At 37.2% G+C, this 13,938-nt stretch carries 7 protein-coding genes; 1 reads left to right on the plus strand and 6 read right to left on the minus strand.

Annotation, left to right across the window (positions count from 1 at the left end):
• Position 1: 1 nt before the first annotated feature.
• On the minus strand, positions 2-1,144 hold the full coding sequence (locus YQ22_RS06130; RefSeq protein WP_071340475.1) for an Mrp/NBP35 family ATP-binding protein: 1,143 nt from the start codon (positions 1,142-1,144) through the stop codon (positions 2-4).
• 215 nt (positions 1,145-1,359) lie between these two features.
• Between YQ22_RS06130 and YQ22_RS06135 the strand changes: the two genes are divergently transcribed.
• Entirely contained in the window at positions 1,360-3,036 is a 1,677-nt protein-coding gene (locus YQ22_RS06135) for an amidase (RefSeq protein WP_071340476.1), read from the plus strand.
• Between the two features lie 232 nt (positions 3,037-3,268).
• Here the strand turns inward: YQ22_RS06135 and YQ22_RS06140 are convergent, their stop codons facing one another.
• The 5 genes from YQ22_RS06140 to YQ22_RS06160 form a co-directional block, all read right to left on the minus strand.
• Positions 3,269-3,934 (minus strand): ABC transporter ATP-binding protein, encoded by a 666-nt coding sequence (locus YQ22_RS06140; protein ID WP_071340477.1) that lies wholly within the window; start codon positions 3,932-3,934, stop codon positions 3,269-3,271.
• 67 nt (positions 3,935-4,001) lie between these two features.
• On the minus strand, positions 4,002-6,419 hold the full coding sequence (locus YQ22_RS06145; protein ID WP_071340478.1) for an ABC transporter permease: 2,418 nt from the start codon (positions 6,417-6,419) through the stop codon (positions 4,002-4,004).
• Between the two features lie 39 nt (positions 6,420-6,458).
• Complete coding sequence (locus tag YQ22_RS06150; protein ID WP_071340479.1) at positions 6,459-8,843, minus strand: ABC transporter permease; 2,385 nt, start codon at positions 8,841-8,843, stop codon at positions 6,459-6,461.
• A 10-nt stretch (positions 8,844-8,853) separates the two neighbouring features.
• Positions 8,854-11,253: an ABC transporter permease gene (locus YQ22_RS06155; protein ID WP_071340480.1), complete on the minus strand. Its 2,400-nt coding sequence runs from the start codon at positions 11,251-11,253 to the stop codon at positions 8,854-8,856.
• A 254-nt stretch (positions 11,254-11,507) separates the two neighbouring features.
• Positions 11,508-13,937, minus strand: coding sequence for an ABC transporter permease (locus YQ22_RS06160; RefSeq protein WP_071340481.1), 2,430 nt, complete (start codon positions 13,935-13,937; stop codon positions 11,508-11,510).
• Position 13,938 lies beyond the last annotated feature (1 nt).

The raw sequence follows: 13,938 nt of genomic DNA on the forward strand, positions 1-13,938 counted from the left end.
TCTATTTTTTATTAACCGGCGAACAACCCGCCATTGTAGTAATTTTTATTGCTTCTGTAGGTGGCATTGTCTTGTTTCTAGCAACCACCTCACTAACCACCTGCTTTGTCAATTCTTCAAATGCTTTTTCTACAGGTGTAGCGGTTTGCAAAGCCGCAGGCCTACCAACATCACCAGCTTCGCGTATGCTCTGCACCAATGGCATTTCACCTAAGAAAGGTACATTTAAATCTTCTGCCAGGTTCTTAGCGCCTTCTTTACCAAAAATATAATATTTATTTTCTGGCAGCTCTGCAGGTGTAAAATATGCCATATTCTCCACGATTCCTAAAACAGGAACATTTATAGAATCTTGCTGAAACATGGCTACACCTTTTCTAGCATCTGCCAAGGCAACCTCTTGTGGTGTACTTACTACAACGGCGCCTGTAACTGGCAAAGATTGCATGATACTCAAATGAATATCACCGGTACCCGGTGGCAAATCGATCAGCATAAAATCCAACTCGCCCCAATGTGCATCAAAAATCATTTGGTTCAATGCTTTTGACGCCATAGGCCCTCTCCAAATAACCGCTTGGTCACGCTGGGTAAAAAACCCAATAGACAATAATTTTACTCCGTAATTCTCTACAGGCTTCATTTTAGATTTACCCTCTACGTTTACCGCCAATGGTTTCTCATTGGCAACGTCGAACATAATAGGCATTGAAGGTCCATATATATCAGCATCTAAAAGACCTACTTTAAAGCCCATTTTTGCCAAGGTAACCGCAAGGTTCGCCGTTACCGTAGATTTACCCACACCCCCTTTACCAGAGGCTACGGCTATAATATTATTAATACCCGGTATAGGCTTGCCTTTAATTTCATTCACCTTTGGTTTTGCCGCAGGTGCTTCAACTTTAATATTGATCTTAATCTTAGCTTTTTCATACACCTCTCTGTGGATGACTTTTAAAATCTCCACTTCGGTCTTTTTGCGTGCTTGTAAACTTGGATTGGCAATGGTAATATCTACCTCTACCTCATCACCAAAAATTTGAATATTGGTTACCGCACCACTTTCTACCATGTTTTTGCCTTCCCCGGGAACTGTAATATGCTCCAAAGCCTTTAAAACATCCTTCTTATCTATCTTCATTGTATAAATTCATTCAAAACCTGCCCATTGACAAGTAGGTTACAAAGATAATCCTTAGTTATCAGATTAGGAAGCTAGCGTATTGAAAATGAAGATGCCATTATAAACAGATCCTCTTATTCATAGATATTCAATTCACATTTTTTTATGATTTGGCAATTCACATAAATTTTTCAAAAGACGTACATTAGAATCTTCTTAAAAAACCAACATACATGTACCAACCTATCAAAAGATTATCCCAACTCTTATTTTTTAGTCTACTTACCACTTTATTAATTACATCTTGTTCCAGCTCTAAGAACGATTTCTCCAAAAAAGACGTGAAGCGCTCTCAAAAAATAATAGGGCTGGATTTTGACAAGAAATATATAGACACTTTATATCCCTATTTACAGCGAAATAAAGAAGGATTTGACTCCCTTAGAAAATACACTTTGGACTACGATGTGGTACCTGCGGTTAGATTTGACCCATTACCAATGAATTTTACGCCAAAACCACAATCTGGGTTTCCAGAATGGGAAATTCCAAATAACATTGACATACCAGAAAATAAAGCTGATCTAGCTTTTTATTCAATACCTCAACTAGCATCCCTAATTAAAAACAAAAAAATTAGTTCGCTAGAATTGACCCAATTTTTTATTGAACGCTTAAAAAAATATAACGACATCTTACAGTGTACCATTACCATAACCGAAGAGATGGCACTGGAACAAGCTAAAACCATGGATGCCGAACTTGCCAACGGAAAATATCGTGGAATTCTTCATGGCATTCCTTATGGCGTTAAAGATTTAATGGCAGTAGCAGGTTACAAAACTACGTGGGGAGCAGCACCCTACCGCGACCAACAAATTGATATGACCGCCACGGTGGTGCAAAAGTTACAGGATGCAGGTGGCATTTTAGTAGCCAAGTTAGTTTCTGGTTCATTGGCACGTGGTGATGTTTGGTTCGACGGTAAAACAAAAAATCCTTGGGATACGACACAAGGAGCATCGGGTTCTTCCGCGGGCTCAGGATCGGCAACCTCAGCAGGACTAGTACCTTATTCTTTAGGAACTGAAACCCTTGGCTCTATATTATCACCAAGTACCAGAAACGGAATTACCGGATTACGCCCTACTTACGGTAGAGTAAGCAGACATGGTGTCATGAGCTTAAGCTGGTCTATGGACAAGGTTGGCCCTATGACCAGAAGTGCTGAGGACTGCGCTATTGTTTACAGCGTAATTACAGGCAAGGACCCTAAAGATGGTATGACGACGGATTTGCCTGACGGATTTGACCCCAAAAAAGACTATAAGTCACTTAAGGTTGCCTATTTAAAAAATGACATTGAAAAAGACTCTTCACTTAGCAAAGAAAATTTAGATAATGCCGTGAAGAAATTTGAAGATATGGGCATTTCCTTACACGCTGTAGCACTACCTAAAGATGTGCCCTACAATAGTTTTGATATCATTTTAAGAGCAGAAGCGGGTGCATTTTTCGATGATATGGTCAGAGCTGAAGAAGTGGATAAAATGGTAGAACAACACCATCGTTCAAGAGCAAATTCATTACGCCAGGCACGCTTTATTCCCGCAGTGGAATATATACAAGCCAACAGACAAAGACAGGTACTTATTGAAAAAATGCAGGCCGTTATGAAAGATTATGATGTGCTTATTTCACCAAGTTCGGGCAACAGACTTTCAATTATTACAAACCTTACCGGTAATCCGGCAATTTCCATTCCTACTGGGTTAGATGAAAAAAAGCACCCAACCAGTATCACGCTAATTAGCAACTTGTATGACGAAGCCAGTATTCTTTTATTAGCAAAAGCATTTCAAGACCAAACGGATTTTGATGAAATGCATCCTGAAGGATATACGGATTAGTGGTTCGTTGGTTGTTGGTTGTTAGTTGTTAGTTGTTAGTTGTTAGTTGTTAGTTGTTAGAATACTATCATTTTTAATTAAGTCGACAACTATTCGTTTTCAAAAGGTTCTCGATACACCCCTTATTCAATGAAAAATTGAATAAGGGGCACTCGAACTGACATTCGCAAATTACATTAAAACCTAACGCTTCTCGACTGCGCTTGAAATGTCTTTTTATATATTTCAAAAACTAAATCTGTCTGCCGTCTAAAAGATTGATGATTCTTGAACCATAGTCGGCATTCTTTTCTGAGTGCGTTACTTGTATAATGGTGACGCCTTCTTCTTCATTAAGCTTCTTAAAAAGCTGCATGATCTCTTCGCTTTGTTGAGAGTTTAGGTTGCCTGTTGGCTCATCTGCCAATATCAGTTTTGGGTTTGCAATTAATGCTCTTGCCACACCAACCAATTGTTGCTGTCCACCACTTAACTGTGTTGGGAACAGATCTTTTTTACCTACAATATTGAATCTATCCAGCATATCTGCTACCAAAGCTTTACGTTCAGAGCCCTTTATTTTCTTGTATAACAAGGGCATTTCTAAATTTTCCTCTACCGTTAAATCATCTAATAAGTGATATGACTGAAACACAAAACCTATATATTCTTTATACAGATTAGAACGGTATTTTTCTTTTAAGGTATGTACAGATTCGTTCAAGAAATCATACTCTCCTTCATCAAACGTATCTAGCATACCTATAACATTCAATAATGTAGATTTCCCTGAACCGGACGGACCCATAATTGAAATGAATTCGCCTTCCTGTACTTCTAAATTAATATCCTTGAGCAAAAACACGCGTTGCCCCCCTTGCTGTACCCATTTGAAAATATTTCTTAATTGTAATAACATCTTTATGTAGTGAATTAGTGGATTAGTGAACTAGTCAGTTAGTGGTTGATGGTTAAAATCTAATTTATTATTCTGTTCTTAAGCTTTTAACAGGGTTTGCCGCCGCTGCTTTCATAGTTCTTGCTCCTACCGTCAACAACGCAATTAAAGCTGCCAGCATTCCTGCACCAATGAAGAACCAAATACTCAATGGCACCCTAAAAGCATATTCCTGCAACCACTTATCTAAAGCAAACCATGCTATGGGCGCCCCTATTAGGAATGCCAAGCCTACCAATTTTAAAAAATCTTTGGTCAACAGTATGGTTATGGATGATGTACTTGCACCTATAACTTTACGAACACCTATTTCTTTTGTACGTTGTGCAACGACTAATAACGACATAGCAAACAATCCTATGCAACTAAGAACAATACCAAGTACCGAGCCGGCTGTAATAATAGTTGCCATCGTTTTTTCACGTCTAAAAGTTCTGTCTATATTTTCATCTAAAAACGAGCCTAAAAATTCTGCGTTTGGCTCAACCTTTTGCCAAGCATCTTTAATGGCATCAAAAGAATTTGCCATATCTGCCGGTGCTACTTTTACATAGGCATAATACAAATCAAAATTATCATCAAGAAATAAAGTCAATGGTTCTATACTTCTACTGATATCTTGATGATTATAGTTCTTTAATACCCCTATGACATTATAGGCTACGGAATCTTCATCAAAATATATTCTTGTGGCCAAAGGATTATCCTCTTCGTTCAGCTCTTTTACCATGGCTTCATTGATGACCATGCTTAAGCTATCCGCACTATATTCCTTACTGAACATACGCCCTTGCAACAATTGTAGATCTAAGGTTTTTGCATAATCATAGTCTACATTAAGTACATTACTCTGCACTACCCTACCTTTATGTTCAAACCCGAACTTACTGATGGACATGCTGCCGTCTTTTCCTCGTCCTAGGTTATTGTCCGACCCGGTTACACTTAAAATATTTCTATTTCCACTAAGTTCATTTCGCAACAACTCTACCACTCGGTAACTATCTTTTTTTCCGTTCAACGGTATGGACACTACCTGTTCTTTATTAAAACCAAGATTTTTGCTTCTCATAAACTCTAACTGTCCTTGAAAAACCAAAGTGCCGGTAATTAACACAATAGCAATTACGAACTGTACGACAATCAACGCATTTCTTACTCCGTTTTTGCCCAGTTCCCATTTACCTTTTAAAGCCTTCAAGGTATTTAGCTTGCTCAATAGTAATGCCGGGTACCCACCCGTAATCAATGTGACCAATAAAACCCCAAAGAAACAACCCGCTAAAATTGTAGGTGTCATCATATTTGAAAAAGTAGCCTGGGTATTAAATAAGGTCTTAAATGGGTCTATTAACACATTGGCAAGAATTAATGCCAAAACAATAGCAATAGCAAATACCAACAAACTTTCTAACCAAAACTGTCCAAATAGCTGTCCTTTTACCGCACCTAACGTTTTTCTCATGCCTATTTCCTTCAGGCGCTTTTCACCCAAAGCAATGTTCATGTTCACAAAATTGGCACAAGCAATAAAAATAATTAAGAATGCTATACCCAGTACCAAATACGGAAATGTTCTTTTTACCTGTAAGGTTTCTGCATTGAAATTAGCGAAATGCATATCTGTACTAGGCAATAATTTAAGTTGCGCATAATTGCCGTTGACATCCGGTTGAGCGCCATCGCGTTTCATGTTATTGATCTGCTCCTCATTATGCAATAGCGTAAAATCTACCGTACTTTTTTCAAATTGCGAAGTAGTTACCCCTTCCTCTAATTGCACATACACTGGGTGATTTCTAGAATCCCAAGCATCAACATATTCTTTATAGTCCCAATGAGTGGTGAACGGTATAGCTATTTCAAAATTTATACTACTATTGTTTGGTATATTCTTTAAAATCCCAGAAACTGTAAAAGGCTTTTCCTCTTTTCCTATTTGAAGTCTAACTATTTTACCCAAACCATTGGTAGTCCCAAATAACTTTTTAGAAACTTCTTCGGTTATGGCAACCGAATTTTGATCTGGCATAGGCTTGGCACTATCTCCTATAAGGGTTGGAAAACTGAATATGGAGAAATAGTCCGTATCAACAAATTCTGCATCTAAATTATAATCGTTCTCCCCAAAAGAAACCAATACATTTTCACTTAAAGCTCTTGTTATATGCTTTATGCCGGGCACTTCATCCTTTAAAGCCGGAGCAAAGGGAACGGGATTAGCAGTTGAAAGTTCTGACCCTTTGGGAGTTTGATCAGTATAGTACACTTGATAGACCGACTCTTTGTTCTCATGAAACTGATCATAAGATAACTCGAACAAAACGGTGATGGTCAACAATAGTGCAATGGCAAACGCTAAGGTTAAGCCCAAAATATTAGCCGTGGTAAACACGCGGTTCTTCACCAAATTTCGCCAAGCGATTTTAAAATAATTCTTTATCATGATTACACTATTTTGATTGATTGATTGATGACGTATAAATTATTCCGTTCGTAAACTTTTCACCGGGTTTGCCCTTGCTGCCTTAATAGCCTGAGCACCTAATGTAAATGCCGTTATGCACAAGGCAATAAAACCGGCCAAGGCAAACATCCACCATTGAATTGATATACTGTATGCAAAACCGCCCAGCCATGCATTCATCATATACCAGGCAACAGGGAATGCAACAAAAGCCGCAATGCCCACTAAAATCATATAATCCTTGGAAAGCAATACCACAATTTTCAGCACACTTGCCCCTAGAACTTTACGAATACCAATTTCTTTTATTCTTCTTTTTGCCATAAAAGAAATAAGACCGAACATACCTAAACATGAAATAAATATGGTCAATAAGGCTACGACATTTACCGTTTTCAGCATTCCGTCCATTAAACGATATTGTCCACTAACTTTTTCGCTAAGATCACTTTGAGAATAGTTTTTTCTAGAATCTATTTTGAAGAATGCGGAAGCTATCATATCCTTAACCTCTTTTTCCTTACCGTCTACTACCCTAACAGTTAAATAACGATGCTTATCCAAATCATCTTCACTTCTATAATAATGTACCAAGGGCTCAACAGCATTTTGCAAGTCTTGATAATGAAAATCTTCCATGACACCAACTACAGGATTGCCGATAAAATCGTCCTTTTTAAATTTTAATCGCTTACCTTCTATTGTTGTCCAGCCAAAAGCGGCCATAGCAGTTCTATTAATTATTACTGGTCTTTCCTCTACACCATCCATTTCTTTACTGAAATTTCTACCTTTTACTATTGGAATTTTTAATGTGCTTAAATAACCCGCATCAGTAAATGAACGACGCAGACGCACATCCCTATCGGTATTTGCATCATAAAACCGGGTATAATTAAAGTAGTAATCTGATGGTATTGCCTGACTTGTAGCAACATTAGTGACATACGGATTTGCCTCTAGGTCATTTAAAAGCGCCTTGAAGCTAGACTTGGCAGCATCCAAATCTTTAAAATCAAGATCGATATTGCCCACTATTACGTGTTCTCTTTCAAAACCTAAATCAGCCTTTTTCATAAAACTGATTTGACTGTTCAGAATAACGGCAACACAAATAAATAGAATAGCTATGGAAAACTGAATAATTATAAATGTATTTCGCAATATAAAACTGCCTTTTGCGCTATCTATTTTTCCTTTAATGCCTTGTGAAACTGGTAAAGAAATAAATCGTAATGTTGGCAAAATACCAACTATTAAAGTCACCAAAACACCTAATAAAATAGCACCTATTACTACTGGATAATCATTTGCCAGACTAAAATTTATCTCACCAAATTCAGCACCAAAAATATCGTTCAATTTTGGCAATAAAAAGCCAAAGAAAAGTCCGCCGGAAATCAATATAGAGAGTAACACCAAAATTCCGTTTTCCAGGCAAAACTGAGTAATTACTCCCTTTTTACCACCACCTAAAATTTTACGTACAGCAATATCTTTTGTTCTACGGAACATGGTAGAGGTATTTAAATTTAAAAGATTAACAAGTACAAGAAGCAGTACAAAAATTGATGTAGCAATATTTCCCGCTATAATTATTTCTACTACGGGTATAGAATCAATACGCACATTATTATGTGGTATCACTTCCATTCTTGAAATAACAGTTGGGTCTTCATAATTTTCTTTCACCAATTGACCTAAACGTTTCTCAAATTGCTGAATGTTGGCATCTGAACGAAGTTTCATAAACACCGGAGAAAAACTACTATCCCAATTGTTTTGATTTTTAAATGCTATGTTATCTTTTAATATCGTATTCGGCATTAAAATATCTAAACGAAATGAAGAATAAGGACTTATGGGTTCTAACACACCAGTTACAGTAAGATTTAAGGTGTCTGCCGCTATTAAACTTTTCCCTACAGGATTCTCTTCCCCAAACAATTGCTTACTTACCTTGTCGGTCAAAACAATAGAATACTTTTCATTTAGGGCTGAATTATGTTTACCATATTTTAATGGCAAGGCAAAAACATTAAAAAATTCAGGATCGGCATAGGTAGTTGTTTTCTGAAACTCATTATCCCCTAACTTTAACCAAATATTGCCCCAACCGTGTAAATGTGTGCCGGCAACTACTTCTGGGGAAGTGCTTTTTATTTTATCCAATAACGGATATACCGCTTCATTATAATCATTGCCGTCTGTCAAATGTGTCTTTAGAAAATAAATATGTTCCTGATCCGGTATCATATTATCCGCCACGTAATAAGCGTACACTGAAAACATAAGTGTTAACACACCACCAATACCTATACTTAAACCTAAAAAATTTAATGAGGATAGCAATCTATTTTTCCAAAGATTCCTAAAGGATAGTTTTAGATGATTTCTTAACATTTTTTTTAAATTATTCCGTTCGTAAACTTTTCACCGGGTTTGCCCTTGCTGCCTTAATAGCTTGAAAACTAACCGTGGCAATGGTCACTAACATTGCGCCCAACATGGCTACCGCAAAAATCCACCATTTGAGTACTACTCTATACGGATACTCCTGCAACCATCCGTTCATAATGAAATAAGCTATAGGTACGGCAATAAAACAAGAGATAACCACCAGTTTTAAAAAGTCTTTGGACAACATATTCCATACATTAAAAATAGACGCTCCCAATACCTTACGCACTCCTATTTCTTTCTTTCTTTGCTCGGCTACAAATGATGTCAACCCAAATAACCCTAAACAACTAATTAAAATTGCCAGTGCCGTAAATACTCCCGAGAGTGTACCAATACGTTCTTCCGATGCAAACTTTTGACCATATTCGCTATCTATAAATTCATATTCAAAGGGAATATCCGGAAAATGCTCCTTAAACACATTCTCTACGGTGGCAATACTCTTAGATGCATTGTTATTAGGATTCAACCTTAGGTTATAATAACTGGCATTATTGAACCTATCATACACATAAACACCTTGTTTTACCGGTTCATAAGGTGATTGGGTGATCATGTCTTGAACAACACCTATAATTTTTAATGGCGGATTAGGGTCTTCTTCGTCATCGTCTCGTAGCAGCTGCCCTACAGGATTCTCCATACCCAGATATTTCTTTGCAGTTTCATTGATCAACACCCCTAATGAATCGGTTGCAAAATCTCTTGAAAAATCGCGCCCTTCTAAAATTTTAAGATTCAATGATTTTGCGTACTCCGGTGAAACTTCTGTCCACGCTAGATCTTCTTGAAAACCTTCTGGTTTGCCTTCCCATGTAAAGCCGCCTCTATTAGACCATATTTGGGTAGTTGGACTACTGGAAGTAGACATTTCCACTACCGCTCCGGACCCTATGAATTCGGTTCGCATTAAATCATATTTCCCCACAAAATCTTGACTGAACGTCGGTATTTGGATCAATCCTTCCTTATCATACCCAACAGGTCTATTTTTTGCAAAATTGATTTGCTGCATTACAATCACCGTACCTATAATAAAAGCTACCGAGACCGTAAACTGAACTACAACCAATATCTTTCTTGGCAACCCTGCGTACTTTCCGGTCTTGAACGTACCCTTAAGCACATCTACCGGTCTAAAAGATGATAGGTATAACGCCGGATAGCTACCTGCCAACAAGGAAGTGAACACTATAAACACCAATGACACCATCCAAAACATACCATTATCCCACGGAAAGGATATTTCTTTTCTAGATAGCTCATTAAATCCGTTCAAGGAAAGTAATACCAACAATATGGCTACTACAAATGCAAAAACAACCACAAGAAACGATTCGCTCAAAAATTGATAAATCAATTGCCCTCTTTGAGAACCAATAGATTTACGTATGCCAACTTCCTTGCCCCTTTTCTCTGAACGGGCGGTACTCAAATTCATAAAATTGATGCATGCCAATAGTAATACAAAAGCTCCAATGACACCAAATAACCACACGTACTTTATGCGCCCACCTTCTTGTTTTCCATTTTCAAAACTGCTACGCAAATACCAATCTTTCATTGGGAACAAAAAGATCTGCGGATTAAACTGAGCTGTATCTTCGTTTAAATCTTTCTTTACGTTTTTAATATTTTTGGTTACCTGCTCAATAGTTGTATTATCTGCCAATTGTACGAACATTTGAAATGAATTGTTGCCCCATTGATCTTCGGCATTTTTTATCCATTCGTTCACTGCCAAATACTTCTCCCAAGGAATAATATAATCGGTATCGTTAAATGAATTATTGACAGGTATATCACTGTACACCGCGCTTACATTCAACTTGTGCTCATTACTTACGGTAACCGTTTTACCTATGGGGTCTTCATTACCGAACAAGGCATCTGCCGTTGATGCTGATAACATAATGGAATTGATCTCCCGTAGCGCATCTTGCTCTCCCTTAATAATATCCAGACCAAAAAGCTCAGGTCCATTTTGTTGCATGTAATTACCTGGTCTAGATATGCTCTTTTCACCATATTTCAAGTAATGGTCATTGGTCCATGAACACATGACCAAATGCTTAAAATTATCACCGTAACCATCTCTTAAGGCTTTCTCCAAAGGTCTTGGTATGGCAGGTCCTGTTCCTGTTTCGCCATTAAAGGTTTGCGATTGAAAAACTTGGGCTATACTTTCTTTATTCTTGAAGTAGCTATTATAGGACAGCTCATCTTGGATCCAAAGTCCAATAATTAAAGTTACCGCCATACCAAGGGCAAGTCCGCCCACATTTATAACAGTATACCCCTTATTCTTAAGTAGATTTCGCCAAGCAACTTTTAAATAGTTCTTAAACATGATCGTTCGTTTTTTGATTGATGATTAGTTGATGCTAAACATTGATTGATTGATTGATGATATAAAATATGAAACTAATTCCGTGCCACTATAGTAAACATCTAATTATCAACTACTTAAAATGACAGTGCATTTTCGTGTGTAAAATATTTTGACAAAAGATGTACAATATGTTTACAATGACTACTTAAAAATTAGAATGTTACACCATTGTCATCAATGCTAAACCAAGTTTTGACCATACATTTCAAAAATTACTCTGAACGCAAGCTTTTTACGGGATTTGCAGCTGCTGATTTTAATGATTGCAGTCCCACGGTCAAAAATGTGATAACCATAACAAGTACACCACTTGCCAAAAACACCCACCACTTAATTTCTATACGATACGTAAAACCCTCTAACCATCTAGAGATAAAGTAATAGGCTATTGGTGATGCCAATACAAAAGCAATGAGTACCAATTTAATAAAGTCTTTCGTTAGTAATTTAACTACTGACTGTACACTTGCGCCCAACACTTTACGTACACCTATTTCTTTTTTCTTTTGCTCCGCTACATAGGAGATAAGTCCAAATAAGCCCAAGCAGCTTATGAATATTGCTAAAATGGTAAATCCTACAGAGATAAACCCTAAACGCTTTTCTTCTTCGTATAACTTTTCTACTTCTTTATCTACAAATCTATAATCAAAAGGGATGTTACTTAACGTAGATTTCCATTGTTGTTCCAAACCTTGTAGCAACTGACCATAATTTTCTGTGTTTGCCTTAATAAACAGCCAATTAGGTTCCGTTTCCTTATGTAAGAACAAGGGCTGAATCTCTTCTTTTAAGGAAGCAAAATGATAGTTTTTTACCACACCTATAATTCGTAATTCGTCAATTTCATCGCCATAACTTTGCATCAAAGTAGCACTTAACGCGTTTTCAATATCAATATTAAAAGCCTTTAACGTAGCCTCGTTCACTATGATCTGGTCTACGGTATCGGCAGCATTGAAATCCCTACCTTTCAACAATTCTATACCCATGGTGTTAAAATAGCCATCGCTAACGCCGTTACGTTTTACCACTGTTTTATTTTCCTTATTTCCGCCTGGCAAGTAAAATCCATTATCTGCCAATATAATTTCCGACGGCGAATAATTTCCACTTGACACTTGTAATACGCCCGGTACTTTTAAAAATGATGCTTTTAAAGATTCAAACTTATTAGATGATTCTTCGGTCCCTACCCGCAATGCCAAAAGGTTATCTTTTTTATAACCTAAGTCTTTGGTTTGGGCATATTTAAACTGTTGGCCTATTACAATTACCGTACTTATTAAACATATAGAAATTACAAATTGAAATACTACTAAAGCCTTTCTAAAGGTACCGCTACCAGATTGTAAAATAGCCGAACTTTTTAATGCTCTCACCGGTTTTATAGAAGACAGGACTATAGCAGGATAAACACCTGAAGCCAAACCTGTAATTACGCCTATAGCCAATAATATTACCAAAATCTGCCATTGGTACAAACTTGTATAGGTCAATGATTCCTGTGTAACTTCATTTACAAATGGCAAAAGCAATATAACTATAGGAATACTGATAAACATGGCGAATATGGACAGTAACAAAGACTCGCCCAAAAATTGCCGCATTAATGCATTTTTACCTGCGCCAACTACTTTTCTAACCCCAATTTCACGCGCCCTTTTACTAGCCCTAGCCGTACTAAGATTTATAAAATTAATACATGCCACCAATTGTATAAAAAATGCCAAACTCAGTAAAAAATAAAGGTAGGTACTATTGGATACGCGACCCAGCTGATTTTTTCTACCGTTGGAGTACAAGTGAATATCAGTAACCTTTGTAAGCTCTAGCGTCTTACTGCTCATACCGGCATCTTTTAAATCTTGCGCTCCTCTATCTTCCATAAACTGGGGCAATTTCCGTTGAAGACCTAAACCACTACCATTTGAGGTCAATTTCACATAACTGTAGGCAAAATTATTGGTGGCAAAGCTCTGGAAGTTCTGTACAAAGGTTCCCATTCCCGGAGTACTCATGCTTACAATGTAACTAGGATTAAAATGCGTTTTATAAGCCTTTGCATCATAAACTCCTTTTACGGTAAGGGTTAACGCACTTTCTCCACTGCCCCAAACTACAGTTTTGTCCAAAGGACTGGTTTTGCCGAATAACTTATCGGACAAGTATGATGACAGCATTACGGTATTGGGTTCATCTAAAGCCGTTTTTACATCACCTTCAAGTATTTTAAAATTGAATACTTTGAAAAAAGTTGAATCTGCCAAATAGACCCTTGGTTCATAGTAAGCATCTTTACTATTTGTCGCTCTTATTAGTGGACTGTAAAATGCATCGGTCAATACAACTCTGGTTGCTTCTTCTACCTCGGCAAAATCTTCTTTTAATGCAAATGCTATTGGTGGTGACGAGGTGGCGGAATCAAAAGATTCTTGACCATCACGATCTATAATTGTCTCCACCCTATAAATTGATGACGCCTGGTTATGGTGCTGATCATAACCCAACTGCGCAAATACATATAACAATATTACTAAACAGCTTACGGTACCCAGCGTAAGACCCAATAAGTTGATGATAGTTTGCTGCTTGTTCTTTATTAAATTACGCCAAGCTATTTTGATATAATTCTTTAACATG

Source organism: Maribacter sp. 1_2014MBL_MicDiv (assembly GCF_001865655.1).
In the GTDB taxonomy this organism is placed as follows: Bacteria; Bacteroidota; Bacteroidia; order Flavobacteriales; family Flavobacteriaceae; genus Maribacter; species Maribacter dokdonensis.